12 protein-coding genes and 1 tRNA gene are annotated in these 17,525 nt (G+C 70.9%); 4 read left to right on the forward strand and 9 right to left on the reverse strand.

The annotated features are described in order from the left end of the window. Positions 1-195: 195 nt before the first annotated feature. From V7004_RS05835 to V7004_RS05845, 3 genes are read right to left on the reverse strand one after another with little or no spacing between them, the layout of a single operon-like run. Entirely contained in the window at positions 196-1,902 is a 1,707-nt protein-coding gene (locus V7004_RS05835) for a hypothetical protein (RefSeq protein WP_334142710.1), read from the reverse strand. 31 nt (positions 1,903-1,933) lie between these two features. Next, on the reverse strand, positions 1,934-4,987 hold the full coding sequence (locus V7004_RS05840) for an MFS transporter (RefSeq protein WP_334142711.1): 3,054 nt from the start codon (positions 4,985-4,987) through the stop codon (positions 1,934-1,936). Further along, positions 4,984-7,197 (reverse strand): ABC transporter permease subunit, encoded by a 2,214-nt coding sequence (locus tag V7004_RS05845; protein WP_334142712.1) that lies wholly within the window; start codon positions 7,195-7,197, stop codon positions 4,984-4,986. Before V7004_RS05845 ends, V7004_RS05840 begins: the two co-directional genes overlap by 4 nt. Before the next feature lie 134 nt (positions 7,198-7,331). Between V7004_RS05845 and V7004_RS05850 the strand changes: the two genes are divergently transcribed. Further along, positions 7,332-8,348: an LLM class F420-dependent oxidoreductase gene (locus tag V7004_RS05850; protein WP_334142713.1), complete on the forward strand. Its 1,017-nt coding sequence runs from the start codon at positions 7,332-7,334 to the stop codon at positions 8,346-8,348. On the opposite strand, the gene V7004_RS05855 is transcribed toward V7004_RS05850, so the two are convergent. Genes V7004_RS05855 through leuS form a run of 3 tightly spaced genes read right to left on the reverse strand, consistent with a single transcriptional unit; the run spans position 8,335 to position 13,226 of the window. Next, positions 8,335-8,991 carry an HAD-IA family hydrolase gene (locus V7004_RS05855; RefSeq protein ID WP_334142715.1) on the reverse strand — a complete coding sequence of 219 codons (657 nt, stop codon included), beginning with the start codon at positions 8,989-8,991 and terminating at the stop codon, positions 8,335-8,337. The two genes, V7004_RS05850 and V7004_RS05855, sit on opposite strands and share 14 nt — an antisense overlap. Positions 8,992-9,038: 47 nt before the next feature. Then, a complete protein-coding gene (locus V7004_RS05860) occupies positions 9,039-10,691 on the reverse strand; it encodes an AMP-binding protein (RefSeq protein WP_334142717.1) in 1,653 nt (550 codons plus the stop codon). Positions 10,692-10,730: 39 nt separating this feature from the next. Then, positions 10,731-13,226, reverse strand: a complete 2,496-nt coding sequence (gene leuS, locus V7004_RS05865) for a leucine--tRNA ligase (protein ID WP_334142718.1) — start codon at positions 13,224-13,226, stop codon at positions 10,731-10,733. Between the two features lie 147 nt (positions 13,227-13,373). Here leuS and V7004_RS05870 point away from each other — a divergent pair. Together V7004_RS05870 and V7004_RS05875 are read left to right on the forward strand one after the other, a co-directional pair. After that, a tRNA-Ala gene (locus tag V7004_RS05870) sits at positions 13,374-13,446 on the forward strand. A 17-nt stretch (positions 13,447-13,463) separates the two neighbouring features. Continuing rightward, the gene (locus V7004_RS05875) at positions 13,464-13,952 is read left to right on the forward strand and encodes an LAGLIDADG family homing endonuclease (protein ID WP_334142719.1); all 489 of its coding nucleotides are present in this window, start codon (positions 13,464-13,466) and stop codon (positions 13,950-13,952) included. 20 nt (positions 13,953-13,972) lie between these two features. Here V7004_RS05875 and rsfS read toward each other — a convergent pair whose 3' ends face one another. From rsfS to nadD, 3 genes are read right to left on the reverse strand one after another with little or no spacing between them, the layout of a single operon-like run. Continuing rightward, complete coding sequence (rsfS, locus tag V7004_RS05880) at positions 13,973-14,374, reverse strand: ribosome silencing factor (protein WP_334142720.1); 402 nt, start codon at positions 14,372-14,374, stop codon at positions 13,973-13,975. A gap of 10 nt (positions 14,375-14,384) precedes the next feature. Next, positions 14,385-15,719, reverse strand: a complete 1,335-nt coding sequence (locus V7004_RS05885) for a LytR C-terminal domain-containing protein (RefSeq protein ID WP_334142721.1) — start codon at positions 15,717-15,719, stop codon at positions 14,385-14,387. A gap of 42 nt (positions 15,720-15,761) precedes the next feature. Continuing rightward, positions 15,762-16,361, reverse strand: a complete 600-nt coding sequence (gene nadD, locus V7004_RS05890) for a nicotinate-nucleotide adenylyltransferase (protein WP_334142722.1) — start codon at positions 16,359-16,361, stop codon at positions 15,762-15,764. A gap of 326 nt (positions 16,362-16,687) precedes the next feature. On the opposite strand from nadD, the gene V7004_RS05895 reads away from it, so the two are divergent. Further along, a complete protein-coding gene (locus V7004_RS05895; RefSeq protein WP_334142723.1) occupies positions 16,688-17,521 on the forward strand; it encodes a sigma-70 family RNA polymerase sigma factor in 834 nt (277 codons plus the stop codon). The last annotated feature ends 4 nt before the right edge of the window (positions 17,522-17,525 follow it).

Below are 17,525 nucleotides of genomic sequence, written 5' to 3' on the forward strand. Positions count from 1 at the left end.
CTGACGCCCCAGCCTCACACCGGCCGGCCCGCGCCCCTGCCCCTTACCCAACCGGCAGGTCAAACGCGTGCGATAGCACGCTTTTGACCTGCCAGAACGCGCCCCTTACCCAACCGGCATGTCAAACGCGTGCTCAGGCACGCGTTTGACATGCCGGAATAGTTGAGGGAGATCGACGATGGCGACGAGCCTGGCTCAGCCCGAACGTCGGGGTGACGGGTAGTCGGGGACCTGCTCGCCGGGCGGTGGCTGGTCGTAGATCGTCACCGTGCCTGCCACCTGGAACACCGGCGTGCCGTTCTCGGGCCACTCCCCGGGCAGGTAGCGCTTGCCGCCGTCCACGTAGCGGTAGAGGCCCCGCCCCTCACGGAAGATCTCGTCCTGGCCCGCCGCGTCCGGATCCCACCAGATCAGGGTGGCGTCGTCGATGCCGAGATAGTCAGTCTTGGGCCAGATGCCCTTGTCCCCATAGGAGAGCGACGGCTGGCTGATGGCCCGAGGCGTGGGCTGCGCGTCGAACAGCGCCTGCCGGAAGGTCTCCGGAGTGAGGTTCGGGCCCACCCCCTGGATCGCGGCGTAGAACAGGTTCACCATCGGGATGGTGAGCGGCGAGCCGGTCTTGGTGGGCGGCGGCTCGCCGAAGTACCACCGGTACAGGCCGTACGAGCTGGACAGCTCCGGCGCGGTGCGCGCCGCCAGGCTGCTCACCCCGAAGGCGTGCGCCCACTGCCGCTGGTCGTAGGTGCGGGCGAAGGCTGCGGTGTCGGTGAGCGCGCCGGCGGCGATCCACTCCGGGAAGTACTCCTGCGCGGTGGCCGCCCGGGTGAGGGGCTGGGGTGCGATGGGGTCGCCACTGAAGATCACCGTCGTCACCCCCGATTGCTTCAGCTTGGCGATGAGCTGGGGGGCCGAGGTCTGCAGGTCGATGGGGCTGGCGTAGGAGAGGGTCTCGGCCAGCGTCACCCCGTAGGCACCGAGCTCGGCGCCCATGGTGTCAGCGAGCTGCTCGGAATCCGTCCCGGTGGTCAGATACACCAACCCGAACCGCCGCGGTTGGCTGCGCAGGGTGGGGTCGCCCGCGTACTGGGCGTCCCGCCCGGCCAGCGCCTTGCCGATGTACTCGACCAGGTGCGCCCTCCCCTGCTCGGGGGTGTTGCCCACCCCCCACACGTAGGGGGCCCGCTCGATGTACCAGTCGTCGGACTGGCCGGGGGTGCACTGGATGCACACCACCTTGCGGGCCGCCAGCTCGTCGCCGAAGGCGGAGGTGAGCAGCGGTCCCCCCAGCACGGCGAACGGCTGCTTCTCGGCGATGGCCACCGCGTCGGCCCGCGCCGCCACCTCGTCCTCCGACGACCCCGTGCCGGTGTACACCTCGAGATCCACCTTGCGCCCGTAGGTCTCGTAGAACCGCTCGTAGAGCTCGATGAAGCCCCGCACCGTCTGCTCGGTCTGGGCGTTGGTGTCGTCCACCGCGATGGCGCTGGTGATGAAGTCGATCACCGGGTCCGTCTCCGGGGTGAGGTACAGGACCACCTTGATCGAGTCCGCGGTGACCCCTGGGGAGGTGGCACCACCGTTGTCACCGGTGAAGGGGGCGTAGCACTCCTGGGCGAAGAAGCTCGGGTAGGCCTGCCGACCCCGTGACGTGTCGCAGCGATCACCCCAGTCGATCTGATCGGTGATGCCTCGGGCCTGGGCGTCGCTCCAGCTCAGCGCGCCGGCGCCGGGCTCGACGCCTCCGGTCGTCGCCGTCCCGGAGGCGGCGGGCTCGGTGTCATCACCGCCGCCCCTCGAGATCACCGCCACGACCACGATGACCGCCACCACCACCACGATGGCGAGCAACGGCCCGTAGCGCTTGGCGGCACTGGTGCGGTTCGGTGCGTTGGTCGGTTGCACGAGCTCCCCCCTTCCCGCCGGCTCCGGCGGTTCAGCGACTCCTCGCCCCCGAGCGGGCGATCACGTCGGTCGAGTCCCCCAGGTACGACGCCACGACGTCCGGGTGGGCCAGCACCTCGGGCGGTGACCCCTCCGCGATGACCCGACCCTGGTCGAGTGCGATCAGCCGGTCGGCGACCGTCGTCACCAGCGGCATGTCGTGCTCGATGACCATCAGGCTGGCCCCCAGCGTGTCACGGATCCGCACCAGGAGGGGCGCGAGTGCTTCCGCCTCCTTCTGGGCGATGCCGCTGGAGGGCTCGTCGAGCAGGATCACCGACGGTCCGTGGGCCACCAGGCAGGCGAGGTCGACCACCCGCCGGGAACCGGTCGACAGCTCCCGCACGAACTTCGATCGGAACGCCCCCAGGCCGAGCAGCTCGACGAGCTCGTCGACCCGGAGCCGCACGGCGTGCTCGCTGTCCTGGAAGGCCGGCATCCGCAGGGCGGCGTTGAGCGGGTCGCGCACGTCGACCCACCGATCGAGGGCGACCGCGATGGTCTCCTCCACCGTCATCGAGGGGAACAGCCGCGCGTCCTGGAAGGAGCGGCCGATCCCCCTGCGGGCCCGGGCGTCGGGCCCCATCCGGGTGACGTCCCGTCCGGCCAGCAGCACCAGGCCGCTGGAGGGGCGCAGGTAGCCCGACACCAGGTCGAACAGCGTGGTCTTGCCGGCCCCGTTGGGCCCGATGATCCCGAGGATCTCGCCCGGTCGCACCGCCACGGACACCTCGTCGACGGCCCGGATGCCCCCGAAGTGCACGCACAGCCCCCGTGTCTCGAGCGCCGGGAGCGAGACCGCCTGCTGGTCGCCGTCCCCGCTGATCGGGACGAGCGTGGGGGCGGCGTCACCCGGAATGGTCGGCACGGCGGGGACGGCCCGGCCGGCAGGAACCGTGGCGGCAGGTGGTGCGGCCGACGCCGCGGCCATCCCCGCAGCCGCACCTTCGAGGAACACCGAGCGCAGCACGTCCGGCCGGTCGAGCAGCTCGGCCGTCTCGCCGGAGAACCGGATCTCGCCCTTCTCCATGAAGTAGGCCCGCTCGGCAACGGTGAGGGCCACGTTCACCGACTGCTCGACCAGGATGATCGTGGTGCCCTGCGCCTGGATGGCTCGCACCACCTCGAGCAGCTGCTCCACGACCGCCGGAGCCAGCCCCAGGGACAGCTCGTCGATCATCAGCAGTCGGGGCCGCGACAGGAAGGCCATGGCCAGGGCGAGTTGCTGCTGCTGCCCGCCGGAGAGGTTCGCGGCGGGCTCCTCCAGCCGCTCGCGCAGGACAGGGAACCGACCGAGCACCTCCGCGATGCGCTCGGCGACGGTCGCCGGGTGGTGGCGGTCGATCCACGACGCGACCCGCAGGTTCTCCGCCACGGTCAACGACGGGAACACCCCCTGCCCCCCGGGCACCATCGTCACCCCGAGCGCTGCGATCTCGTCGGGGGGGACGTGGGTGATGTCGCGCCCGTCGAAGATCACCGCGCCTTTGTCGGCCTCGGTCACCCCGCAGATGGCCTTGAGCAGGGTGGACTTACCCGCCCCGTTGGTGCCCAGCAGGGCCACCACCTCGCCCTCGTCGATCTCGAAGTCGACGTCGAAGAGCACCTGCACGTCGCCGTAGGCGACCTGGAGCTGACGCACGAGCAGCAGCTTGACCCGGCCTTGGCGGCGCTCGTAGAGGACCTCGGAGCGGGCCGCGGCCGTGGTCCACACCTGCTTGATGTCACGGTCGATGACCCACCCCGCGGTGGAGAGGATGAGCCCGCCGGCCAGGAACACGGGGGCCATCACCATCATGCCCACCTCGATGCTGAAGGTGTCGGTGAACCACCCGATGATCGGCAGCACGACGAGGCCGGGGATCACGAACAGGGCGCCCATCGAGTACCCGAGCGAGCGGGCCCGGGACGGGATGGCCAGCGACAGGGCGGCGAACACCCCCGGCCCGATGATGGCCAGCGCGGCCGACAGGCCCATGTTCACCACCACCGCGACGGAGAGGTACGGCGCCAGCGCGAACAGCGCGGCGAGTCCCGCGGTGAAGAACGCCACGTAGGCGACGAAGCGGATCACCAGACCGGGGTCGCGCTGGATGAGCCTGGTGCCGACCCGGGCACCCACCACCAGCCCGACGAGCTGCACGGGCTCCGCGGCGGCCGCGATCCAGGATCGCTGCACCTCGTCCAGCCCGAAGCGGCTCTCGTAGAGGATGGCAGCCAGCGACGCGTAGCCGATCAGCGAGGCGGCCAGGAACGGCAGGGCCCAGAAGATCCGCCGCAGGCTCTCGATCTTCCACACCGTGCGCCAGCCCTCGGCGAAGGAGGGTGGCACCTCCTCGGTGACGACCGCTTCGGCCGACGCGCCCATGGCGGCCCGCTCCTGCTGACCGCGGATCGGCTCCCGCAGGCGCAGCCCGGCCAGGACCAGGATCACTGTGGGCACCGCGAAGACCAGGAACGGCACCCGCCACCCGCCCCAGGCGGCGAGCACCCCCGCGAGCAGCGGCCCGATGAACGCCCCGATCGCGTTCGCCGCCCGGTGGAAGGAGAACACCCGGGGCCGGGCGGCGATCGGGAACCAGTCGGCGAGCAGCGAGTTGTGGGTGGGCCACACGGTGGCCAGCCCGACACCCGAGCCGGCCCGCATCAGCACCAGCATCCACACCGCGACCGACAGGCCGGTACCCACGGTGAACAGGGCGAACACCGAGGCCCCCACCAGCATGAGCCGTACCCGGCTCTGGCGGTCGGCGAGCCAGGCGATGGGCACCTGGAGCGCCAGCCCCAGCAGCGATGCCACCGCCACCAGCGAGAGGATGCCGGTGTTGGTGAGCTCGAAGTGGTCACGGATGTTGGGCAGCAGCAGCCCGAAGCCGGTGCGGTCGAACTCGTCCACCATGTTGAACCCGAACAGCACCAGCAACGCGTAGACGGGCCCGTTGCCGGTCAGGTCGGTGAGCCAGCGCACCGGGTGGCGCAGCGCGGCGGCGAACCGCTGGGGCCACGGTCCGGGACCGTGGGTGGCCAGTGGCGGGACAGGGATCACGAGCCGCTCCCGGCGGGCTCACCGGTGGACACGGCACCGGCCGGGTCGCGGGCCAGGGGCGGTCCGGTCGCGGCAGCGGATGCGTCGGCCCGCTCCCCCACCTGCTCTTCCGCCTGCTCCACCGCCCGCTCGGCGGGCTCGACCGGTACCAGGTCCTGCCGCACGTCGGCCAACAGGCTGGGCACGACGATCCCCCGGCGCCGGGCCACCGCCCGCAACCACCGGTCGCGCAGCCGGTACACCAGCCCGGCCACGCCGCCCGGGAAGACCATGAGCACGAACAACACGCCGATGGCGGAGGGCAGCAGCTGCCACTGCACCGGCAGGAACCACGTGCCGCCCTGCAGGAAGAGCGCGCCGAGGAAGGCCCCGGCGAGCGAGCCGAGGCCACCCACCACCGCGGAGGTGAACACGGCGAAGTTGCTGCCGGGTTCGTAGAGCGCGGGGCTGTACTGCTGTTGCAGCACGGTGAGCAGGCAGCCGGCGACCGCGGCGATGCCGCCGGAGAGCGCGAAGGCGGTGAGCTTGGTGCGGGTCAGGTTGACCCCGTAGGCCTGCACCGCCCGCTCGTTCTCCCGCTGGGCGAGCAGCACCCGACCGGTGCGACTCCGGCGGATGCCCCGAGCGGCGAGCAGCGCCAGCCCGAAGCTGGCGAGCGCGACGAGATACAGCGTGCGATCGGAGGAGGTGTCGATGAAGCCGAACAGTGTCGGGCGCTCGAAGCGCCGATCGGGTATCCAGCGAACGTGCTTGGGACTGAGTAACCAGAACGAGCTCGCGAGAGCGAAGGCGAAGGTGACCACCGCCAGGAACAGCCCCCGCAGGCGCAGCGCCGGGAGCCCGACGAGCACCGCGATGGCGCCACCGGCGAGCCCGCTCGCCAGCATCGCGATCCCCAGGTCGATCCCCCAGGAGGACACGGCGAGGGCGCCCACCGCGCCCCCGTAGCCGGCGATGGCCATCTGACCGAGCGAGACCTGGCCGGCCCATCCGGTGAGGACGATCACCGACAGGGCCACCAGCCCGAAGATGGCGACCGCGGCGGCCTTCCGGAGGTCTGCGCTGCCCCGATCGCCGGGCAGCCACTGAAGCCACACCGGGACGGTGACCAGCACCAGGCTCAGCACCGCCAACCCTCCCCAGCTCACGGCCCGCACCAGCGGCAGGTGTCGCAGCTCGTGCGGGATCGGCCGGATCTCGTCCGCGGCCTGCCAGCTCGACGAGCCGTCCTGCTCGGCCCGGGTGCTGCCCGTGCGCCGGGCGGCCAGCGCCACCACGACGATGGCGGCGACGATCGGGTACACGTACTCGGGGTTGCGGGGGTGGTTCCACAACACGCCCTGCTCGAGGATGCCGAGGGCCACGGCGGACAGCGCGACCGCCGGCAGGTGGTCGAGCCGGCCGAGCATCAGCGCGGCGAGGGCGAACAGCAGCGCCCCGAAGCTCGCCACCCCGAGCGCGGGGAGGCCGACCACGCCGGCTCGCAGGAACAGCCCGGTGAACGAGAGCAGGGCGGCGATGGCCCACACGAGCGTCTGGAGGCGCCGGACGGGAACCCCGAGGAGGCTGGCCCGATCGGCGCGCTCGGCGCTGGCCCGGATCGCCGTGCCCACCGCGGTGTACCGCAGGAACAGCGCCACGGCGACCAGCACCACGGGGGCCACCACCAGAGCGACGAGGTGATCGGCGGCGAACAGCAACGGCTGCACCTCGAAGGTCCAGGTGAGCGGGATCTCGATCTTGAGTGTGTTGGGCCGCTGGCCCCACAACTGCGGCAGGAGCATGGCGGTGACCCACAGCAGCTGGGAGAGACCGATGGTGGCCACGGTGAGGATCAGCCGCGAGGCGCGGAAGAACCGGCGGATGATCGCCAGCTCCACCACCGCGCCCAGCACGACCGCGGCGGCCACGCCGACCGCCGCGCCGAGGAAGTAGTTCAGCCCCGAGTAGAGGATGAGGTTCGCGGCCAGCACGGCCGGTGCGAACCCGAGGTCCGACTGGGCGAAGTTCAAGATGCGGTTCGCCCGGTACACCAGCGCCATCCCCACCGCGACCAGCGCGCCGAGCAGGCCGATCACGGCCCCCACGAGGAACACCCCCGCTGGCGCGGGGAACAGGACGAGCTGCACGGCGATGATCGCCGCGGCGGGACCGGCGGCGACGGCAGCCCGCCGCAGCCTCGGCGCGTCGATCAGCTCAGCGGCAGCCATGCCCCCTTCGGCCCCCCGACCTTGCACAGCACGTGCAACGTGCTCGTCACGCTACCCGGGCTGCCCCGGACGTGCCGGGCACATGGGGTGCACGTCGGTCGAGCCGCTGCCGGAGCCGAAGTAGCGTGCGTTCCATGAAGGTCGACGGAGGACTCGGGCTCGCGCTCACACTCGACAACATCGTCCAGCAGGCACAGGACGGCGAAGCGGCCGGTTACGACGGCTTCTGGTCGGCGGAGACCAGCCACGACCCGTTCTTCCCGCTGCTGCTCGCCGCCGAGCACACCGAGCGCATCCAGCTCGGCACCGGCATCGCGGTGGCGTTCGCCCGTAACCCGATGATCACCGCCAACATCGGCTACGACCTGCAGGTCTACTCGAAGGGCCGGTTCCTGCTCGGCCTCGGCTCGCAGATCAAGCCCCACATCACCAAGCGCTTCTCCATGCCCTGGTCACACCCCGCCGCTCGTATGCGCGAGTTCGTCCTGGCCATGCGCGCCATCTGGGAGAGCTGGGACACCGGCGGCAAGCTCGACTTCCGAGGCGACTTCTACACCCACACGCTGATGACACCGTTCTTCAACCCCGGTCCGAACCCCTACGGCCCACCCAAGGTGTTCCTCGCCGCGGTGGGCGAGAAGATGACCGAGGTGGTGGGCGAGGTGTGCGACGGGATGCTCTGCCACGGCTTCACCACCGAGCGCTACCTGAAGGAGGTCACGCTCCCCGCGCTCGATCGGGGCCTGGCCCGCAGCGGCCGCACCCGGGAGCAGCTCGAGCTGTCGCTGCCGGCGTTCGTGGTGACCGGCACCAACGAGGAGGAGATGGCCGCGTCGGCCAAGGGGGTCCGCCAGCAGATCGCCTTCTACGGCTCCACCCCCGCCTACCGGCCGGTGCTCGCCCTCCACGGTTGGGGTGATCTGCAGGACGAGCTGAACGCGCTGTCCAAGCAGGGCAAGTGGGTCGAGATGGGCGAGCTCATCGATGAGGAGATCCTGCAGGCGTTCGCGGTGGTGGCCGAACCGGACCAGCTCGCCGCGGGGCTGCTAGCCCGCTACGGCGGAGTGGTGGACCGCATCAGCTTCTACGCCCCCTACAAGGCCGCGCCGGAGACCTGGCTGCCGGTGATCGCGGCGCTCAAGGCCGGCTGAGCAGCAGCTCCCGCAGCTCGCCCACGGTCTCGACCACGTGGTCGGCGCCGGCGTCCTCGAGCTCGCTGCGGGGGCCGTAACCCCACAGCACGCCGATCGAGTCCACGCCGAGGTGCCGGGCCCCGATGACGTCGTGTTCGCGGTCACCGACCATCACCACCCCCTCCGGGGAGCGGAGCCGCAGCTCCTCCAGCGCGTGCTCGATCACGTCCCGCTTGGTCTGGCGGTCACCGGTGTAGTCCGCGCCGGCGACGAACGCGAACCAGGAGGTCAGCCCGAAGTGATCGAGCACCGTCATCGCCGTGGGGGTCGGCTTGGAGGTCGCCACCGCCAGGGACAGACCAGCCCCGGCGAGCTCGGCGAGCAGCTCGGGCACCCCGTCGATGACCCGGTTCTCGAAGGCCCCCCGCTGCGCGACGTACTCGCGGTAGGCGGCGACCGCCACCGACAGGGACGGTTCCGTGAGCCCGAGGTAGCGGGCGAAGCCGTCGTGCGCCGGTGGCCCGATGAGGATCTCCAGCGAGTCCCGGTCCTCGACGGTCATGCCGATCGTGGCCAGGGCTCGCTCGAGCCCGTTGAGCAGCCCCTCGCGGGGGTCGGTGAGGGTGCCGTCGAGGTCGAACAGCACCGTGTGGTAGTGCATGACCTCGCCGAGCGTACTGCCGGCGCGAGCGCCGACCCGCCGGTGGCTCAGTGGACCGGCTGCAGTTCCCGGCCCAGGTACTTGGCTCGGCAGAGGCTGCGCTGCAGCTTGCCCGAGGAGGTCTTGGGCAGGGTCCCGGGGGTGACCAGCACGACGTCGTGGGGCGGGGCGCCCACCACCTCCATCGCCCGGTGGTGGACCAGACGGCGCAGCCCCTCGGGGTCGTCGGCGCGGCTCTCGGCCACGACCACCATCTGCTCCTTGCCCTTGGCCCCCTCCACCCCGAAGGCGATCACGTTGCCGGCCCGCACCCCGTCGATCTCGGCCACCGCCCGCTCGACGTCCTCGGGGAAGATGTTGCGGCCCCCGATGATGATCACGTCCTTGATGCGCCCGCACAGCACGAGCTCCCCGTCGACCAGGTAGCCGAGGTCGCCGGTGCGCAGCCAGCCGTCCCGGAACATGGCCGCGGTGGCCTCCGGGTTGCGGTAGTAGCCGGGGGTGACCGAGGTGCCGCGGATCTCGAGCTCGCCCACCTCCCGCTCCGCGAGCGGCCGGCCGCTGTCGGGATCGGCGATGCGGATCTCCAGCCCGGGCAGGGGCCGGCCCAGCAAGGCGAACTCCCGGGTGCCCTCGGCGCCGGGCTCCGCGGGCGCGGCGTAGCGCTCTGACTCCAGCACCCGCCGGTCCACCGCGTCGGTGCGCAGGCCGCGCATCGGTTCGGGGAAGGTGCCGCCGATGGCCAGCTCGGCCATGCCGAATGCCGGGAAGATGGCCCCGGGACGCAGGCCGAACGGCGCCCCCGCTTCGACGAAGGCCTCCACGGTGCGAGGGTCGACCGGCTCGGCGCCGTTCAGCGCGATCCGCAGCGAGGACAGGTCGAGATCGGTGGCTCGACGCAGCGCCCGGGTGGCCAGCACCCACGAGAAGTTCGGCCCCGCGGTGACCGTGCCCCGGTGGTCGGAGATCCATCGCATCCAGCGGGCCGGGGCGCCGAGGAAGTCCTGGGGCGCGCCCAGCACCAGGTCGCGCCCGGTGGTCATCGGGATGCACAGCATCCCCACCAGGCCCATGTCGTGGTAGAGGGGCAGCCAGGACACGAAGACGTCGTCGTCCTGGAGCTGGCCGGCTTCGATGCAGGCGTCGAGGTTGGCGCCGAGCACTCGCTGGGGCAGCATCACCCCCTTCGGCTCGGAGGTGGAGCCGCTGGTGAACTGCAGGATCGCCAGCGCGTCCAGGTCGTCGGCCGGCCGCTGGTACGCGCCGGCCCCGAGCCGTGCGCCGGCCTCGATGAGGTCGGTGAGCACCAGCGAGGGCGGATCGCCGTCCCGGGTCTCCAGGTAGGGCGCGAGGTCCGGGTCGACCAGCAGCAGGTCGGTGTCGGCCCGGCGCACCCGCTCGCGGGTCTGGGCCACGAACTCCTCGATGGAGGCCAACCGCATCGGCAGGGGGAGCACCACGATGGTGGCGCCCGCCAGCCAGGTGGCCTGGATGGCCGTGACCAGGGCCCGGGTGGTGGGAGCCAGGATGGCCACGTGTGCGCCGGGGCCGATGCCACGGTGCTGGAGTGCCGCCGCGGTGGCCCGGGCCTCGTCGTGGAGCTGGGCCCAGGGCACCGTGATCGAGGTGTCGCCGGAGACGAAGGTGACGGTCCCGCCCGAATCAGCGGCGCGCTCGAGGCGCGAGAGAAGACTCAGCATGTCGCTTCGACCAGACCGCCCACTGGCGGGTTACGCGGTTCACACCACGAGGTTGATCAGCTTCGGTGGGCGGGCGATCACCTTCGCCGGTGAGCGTCCTGCCAGGTTGGCCTGCACTTTCGGTGAGGCCAGGGCGAGTCGTTCGGCCTCGACGGCGTCGATCCCTGCCGGCACCGCCAGCCGGTCGCGCACCTTGCCGTTGACCTGCACCACCAGCGTGACCGTGTCCACCGTGAGCTTCGACGGATCGGCCTCCGGCCAGGGCTGCTCGTGGATGTGGCCGCCGCGCCGGCGCTCCCACAGCTCGGCGGTGATGTGGGGGGTCATGGGGGCCATGAGCAGCAGCAGCGTGTCGATGGCCGCGTCGAGCGTCTCCCGGCGAGGTGCTGCTTCTGCCTGGACGTAGCGGTACAGCTGATTGGTGAACTCCATGAACGCCGCCACCGCCGTGTTGTACGACCAGCGCTCGTACTCGTCGGTGACCCGGGCGATCAGGCGGTGGGTCGCCTTGTCGATCTGCTCGTCGGCCTCGGTGGGCTCACGATCAATGGCCTCGGTGGGCAACGCGGCGCCGGTGGCCAGGCGCCAGAGCCGCTGCAGGAACCGAGCGCAGCCTTCGATGCCCACCCCTTCCCAGTCGACGTCGTCCTGGGGTGGGCCGACGAAGAGGTGGGCGAGGCGGAGCGCATCGGCCCCCTCGGCGTCGAGGATCTCCTCCGGTGCGACCAGGTTGCCCTTGGACTTGGACATCTTGTCGCCGCCCAGGCGGATCATTCCCTGGGTGAACAGGCGGGCGAACGGCTCGCGCAGACCCTCGGGGGCCACACCCAGGTCGGCGAGGGCCTTGGTGAAGAACCGGGCGTACATCAGGTGCAAGATGGCGTGCTCCACCCCACCGATGTACTGGTCGACCGGCATCCACGCCTCGGCCGCCTCCCGGGCGAAGGGCAGCTCGTGGTTCCAGGGGTCGGTGAAGCGCAGAAAGTACCACGACGAGTCGACGAAGGTGTCCATCGTGTCGGTCTCGCGCGTCGCCGGCCCGCCACAGCGGGGGCAGGTGGTGTGGAGGAACCCTTCGTGCAGCCGCAGCGGTGACTCCCCCGTCGGCAGGAATTCGACGTCGTCGGGGGCGAGCACGGGCAGCTCGTCGTCGGGCACCGGCACGATGCCGTCCGCGTCGCAGTACACGACCGGGATGGGGCACCCCCAGAAACGCTGGCGGCTCACGAGCCAGTCACGCAACCGGTAGTTGACCTTGCGCCGGCCGATGCCCTCGCGCTCGAGCCACTCGATGCTGCGCTCGATCGCCTCCTGCTTGCCGAGACCGTCGAGCCAGTCGCTGTTGATGTGCGGGCCGTCCCCCGAGTAGGCCTGCCCGTCCCAGTCATCGGGGGGTTGCACGGTGCGCACGATCGGCAGCCCGTGGACCTCGGCGAAGTCCCAGTCGCGCTGGTCCTCGGCCGGCACGGCCATGATCGCCCCGGTGCCGTAACCCATGAGCACGTAGTCCGCGAGGTACAGCGGCACCGGCCGGCCGGTGAACGGGTTGCGGACGTAGGCCCCGGTGAAGATGCCGCGCTTGGCCAGCGAGCCCTCCGACGACAGGCGATCGACCTCGCTGGTGTTGCGGGCCTCGGCCACGAACGCCTCGACCTCCGAGCGCCTCTCGTCGGGCACGATCCGCTCGACGAGCGGGTGCTCGGGGGCAAGTACGGCGTAGGTCATGCCGAAGCTGGTGTCGGGTCGGGTGGTGAAGACCCGCACGGTGGCGCCATCGGCGACCGGGGTGCCGTCGGCGTCGGTGACCGCCATGTCGAACTCGGCGCCCTCGGAGCGGCCGATCCAGTTGCGCTGCATCACCTTCACCCGCTCGGGCCAATCGAGCCCGTCGAGGTCATCGAGGAGCTGGTCGGCGTAGTCGGTGATCTTGAAGAACCACTGCTCCAGGTCACGCTTGACGACCGGGTCCCCCGAGCGCTCGCAGGTGCCGTCGGCCAGCACCTGCTCGTTGGCGAGCACCGTCTGGCAGCCGGGGCACCAGTTGACCGGCGCGTTGCGGCGGTACGCCAGGCCCGCCTCCAGGAACCGCAGGAAGATCCATTGGGTGAAGCGGATGTAGGTCGGGTCGTGGCTGCGCACCTCTCGCCGCCAGTCGTACACCGCGCCGATCCGGTCGATCGACCGCCGCAGCTCCTCGATGCGCTCGTCGGTGAAGGGCCGGGGATGCACGCCGGTGCGGATGGCGGCGTTCTCGGCCGGCAGGCCGAAGCTGTCGAAGCCCATCGGCGAGAGCACCGCGAAGCCCTTCATCGTGCGGTACCGGACGATGAGGTCGCCGAAGGTGTAGTTGCGCACGTGCCCCATGTGCGCGGCCCCACTGGGGTAGGGGTACATGCACAGCGTGTAGTAGTGCGGCCGGGGATCGTCGTTGTCGACCTCGTAGGTGCCCTGGTCGCGCCAGTACGCCTGCCACTTCGCCTCGATGACCTGCGGCTCGTACGCCGCCTGGGTTGCCTCGTCCGGCCGCTCAGCCATGAGGCGATCGTACCGACGGCCCCGAGGGCGCCCGAAACACGTGCGCCGCCGGTTGCTGTCGGTCCCCCTGCGTATGGTCCGGGGGTGTGTAGCACCTGCAGCGATTTCAAACGCCGGAGAGCCACTGGTAACGTGGACCGCTCACGCGGGGCTATAGCTCAGTTGGTAGAGCGCTTCCATGGCATGGAAGAGGTCAGCGGTTCGATTCCGCTTAGCTCCACTCCACCAGAGCTACGGGTGCTGGGCGACGTGCTTTGGCGGGTCGGTTGCTCCCTGGGTGGCTTCGTCGCCGGCGAGGGCTCCTTCATCATCACCCGCCAGCTGCCAGCCTTCGCGAACGGCGATCCGAGACTGCGCTTCGTGTTCGCCGTCGCAACAGCCCAGTGTGACCGCCCCATGCTCGAAGCGTTGCAGACCTTCCTCGGCGCCGGGTCGGTTCGTGACAGCCCTCGTCGACGACCGGGGTGGCAACCCGTGAGCACCTTCGCCATCAACTCCCGCCTGAAGGTCCGGGCCGTCGTGATCCCGTTCGCCGACCGGTTCCTTCCGGCCAGCGCAAAACGCCGCCAGTACGACCAGTGGAAGCAGGCCTTCGATGCCTACGAGCAGGCCCACCCCTCCCGCTGGGGACTGGGTCCCGCTCGGCGCTCCGTGACCGGGTGCGACAAGCCTGTCCGAGCGAGAGGATTGTGCCGGTCGCACTACTACCAGGCGACCGGCCACTGACCTCGAGGCTCATCGCGCGCTCAGGTCCGCGGGTGGGGTCGCAGCTCGGTGACGGGGTCGGCCCAGTCGAGCCGAGGCACGTCACCCCACAACCGCTCCAGCTCGTAGAACCGGCGAGCGGCGTCCACGAACACGTGCACCACGAAGTCCCCGTAGTCCATCAGCACCCACTCGAGCGCGTCGAGGCCTTCGATGCGCAACGGCTTGGGGCCCCCGATCGCCGCCACCCGCTCCTCGATCTCCTCGACCAGCGCTTTCACCTGGCGGGGGTTCCGGCCACTGGTGATCACGAACCAGCTCGTGATCGAGGCGACCCGGCCAACCTCAAGCACCACGATGTCCTCACCCGACTTCGACGACGCGGCGCGGGCGGCTTCCCGCACCCATCGCTCGATCTCGTCCGGTGGCACCCCCCGTGTCACCTCAGACGCCTCAGCCACCACCACCGCCGGGAGGACGCATGTTCGTGCCACCAGCCGGATCGGTGCCCCGCCCGGCGGCGTAGTCCGCGCCGAGCACCACTGTGGCGTCGACGGCGACGTTCAGGGCGTCGCTCTTCACGACCTCCCCCACCCCGAGGGCGTCACGGAGCGCCTCGACCCGTCCTCGTAAGCCCTCGTCGTAATAGGTGAGCGTGGTGGTCTCGACATCGAAGGTGGAGGCGTTGCCGACCTTGTCCACCTGACCGCCGTTGGCCGCGAGAACCCTGGCGGCGGCCATGCCGTGGCCCAGCCGGCCGGTGCCGTCGAGCACCCGGAGGCGCACCCTCTGCCCTTCCGGCCCGGCGGGGAACGGCACGTACTGCGCGACGAAAGACGGGACTTCCTCACGGATCGGGTCGAACACCTCGCCACTGCCGTCGGGCATCAGGAAGCGAACCACCGGCAGCGTGGCCACGACCACCCGCTTCTCCGCCAGGCTGCGCAGGAAACGCCCGAGGCCGGAGTCGACCTCTCCGGGGACGACCCCCGCTACCTCGCGCTGAGCCGCGATGGCCTGGATCCACGCTCGCCAGAAGGCCCCGGTCCGCACCATCCGCGACAGCTCGTTCTCGCCGGGGCTCTTCGTGCCGATGAAGGTCCAGACTTGTGAGGCGGGCACATCGATGGCTCCGCGGGGGAAGATCACCTGCCCGGCGGAGCCGCCGCTCGGAGCGGTGACCGGATCGGTGTTGGTCACCGTGAGGGGCGAGATCGGAGCGGTCAGGTCGACCCACTCGCCGGGTCGAATCACCCGGATCTCCGGCACGCCCACCGCGAGGATCGCTTCCAGCCCGTCCCGTACCTCGTTGGCGCCCCGCAACTGGTAGACCGCGTCGAAGGGCATGGTGCCCGCCCCCGGAACCGGCATGAGCGTGGTCGGCGGGATTACGATGACCCCGCCGTTCCCGTCACCGGTGAGGGTGAGCACCGCCAGGTGGTCCAGCACGCCCCGGTCACCTTCCACCGCGACCGCCATGACCGGGGTGGGATCCACCGCCGCTTCCCACCCGGGTGCCGAAGGGTCGGTGATGGCGCGGATCTCCCGCCCCTCCCGGCTGTCGAGGACCACCCGGGCGCCGGAGACGATCAGGATCGGTATGGCGAGGATGCACAACGCCAACGCAGCCGGGAAGCCGTACCGCCACCAGGCACTCGCCCCCGCCGGGCGGCGCGGCGGGGCCGGATCGGCTGGGTCACCGTGCCGGCCCGCACGCGAGGCCACTCTCATGGCCGCGATGGCGTCCTCGGCGAGCGTGTCCGCCACCTCGTCAGTGGGTGCCGTCACAGACCACTCCCCGGCATGAACCGGCGATGGAGGGCGGCGGCGTCATGGCTGTTCACGATAGATGCGACGCTCCCGGATGCAGGAAACGACCGCTGGTGGTACCAAGCCATCGAGGGGCCGGCCGTGGGCCGCGCGCCGGCGAAGGTCGGTGCTCGAGATATCAAGCCGAGGGATCTCGACCCGCTCGAACTCCCAGCCCGCCGGCGGAGAGGCGCTCGCCACACCGGGCCGGTCGACGAGCACGAGCGTGGCCAGCGCGGGCAGCTCGTGGCAGCGATCCCAGGTGAGCAGACCGGCCGCCGCGTCCGAGCCCATGATGAGGAACCGCCGCCCCCCGGGATCCGCCGTGGCGAGCTGGGCCAGGGTGTCCACCGTGTAGGACGGACCGCCCCGCTCGATCTCGAGCGGAGACGCTTCGAGGCCCTCGACGTCCCGGACGAGCGCTTCCACCATGGCCAACCGGTCGGCGGCGGGGGTCACCGGGTGGTCGGCCGACTTCTGCCAGGGATCGTTGGCCACGACCAGCAGGACCCGGTCGAGGCCGAGCTCGTGGCGGACGTTGACCGCGGCCACCAGGTGCCCGGTGTGGGGCGGATCGAAGGTCCCGCCGAACACGCCCAGTCGCTCACCCCCGCTCGACACGATGGCGCAGTGTACGGCCGGGAGCGATACCGGCCGGGAGTGGCACGGGCCCAATCGGGCCAGCGGCACGCGGCGACGACCGCGAATCTCGATCGACCTTTTCGGTCTCCGACGCGACACTTCCCGATGTGGGCGCCCTAGCCTGAAGTGAACACTCCAGAACGACGATGGCCGGTCACGCCCCGCGGTGACCGAAGTCACGATCGCGGGGTGGAACATTTCGGGTAGAGGCGACGCTTACATCTGTGTCATTCCCCCGCGCCGCCCCGGTGCTGCCGAGGCGGGCACAGCAGACACCGGGAGCCTGCTCCCGACGGAGATCATCCATGAGTGATTCGGTAGGCCAGTACCTCAACGAGATCGGCCTCGTCCCCCTCCTCACCGCGGACGAGGAGCGTGAGCTGTCCCAGATCATCGAGAAAGGGCGCGAGGCCCAGGCCCGCCTCGACGCCGGCGAGCGTGGGCGTGAGCTGCAGCGCGCCGTGCGGGAGGCCGCCGCCGCAAAGGACCGCTTCATCCGGGCGAACCTGCGCCTGGTGGTCAGCGTGGCCCGCCGCTACCCGTTGCCCCCGGGCATGGAGCTGCTCGACCTCATCCAGGAAGGCAACCTCGGGCTGGAGCACGCGGTCGACAAGTTCGACTGGCGGAAGGGCTTCAAGTTCTCGACCTACGCCACCTTCTGGATCCGGCAGGCCATCGGTCGGGCGCTGGACCAGAAGGCGAGCCTGGTGCGCCTTCCGGGGGACCGGTCCGCCAGCCTGCGGGCCGCCCTCCGGCAGGTGTCGGGCGACGGCGACGAGCTCGACGACGAGCACGCCCGGCTGCATCGCCTGACCACGCCCACATCGCTCGACCGCACGATCGGCGACGACGACAGCAACGAGCTGATCGACCTGCTGCCGGACACCAACCCGGGCCCCGAGGCCCAGGTCATCGCCCGGGCCGACGAGCAGATGGTCACCGATCTGCTCTCGGTGCTCGACGCCCGGGCCCGCTACGCGGTCGAGCAGCGCTTCGGCCTCACCGACGGCCGCAAGCGCAGCTACCGCGAGGTCGGCGAGGAGCTCGGGGTCACGGCCGAGGCCGCCCGCCGCCTCGTCAAGCGGGCGGTCAACACGGTTCGTGACCAGGCACCCGAGAACGCCTTCTTCGCCGCCTGAGGAT

The organism is Rhabdothermincola sp. (assembly GCF_036846205.1).
In the GTDB taxonomy this organism is placed as follows: domain Bacteria; phylum Actinomycetota; class Acidimicrobiia; order Acidimicrobiales; family Acidimicrobilacustridaceae; genus Rhabdothermincola.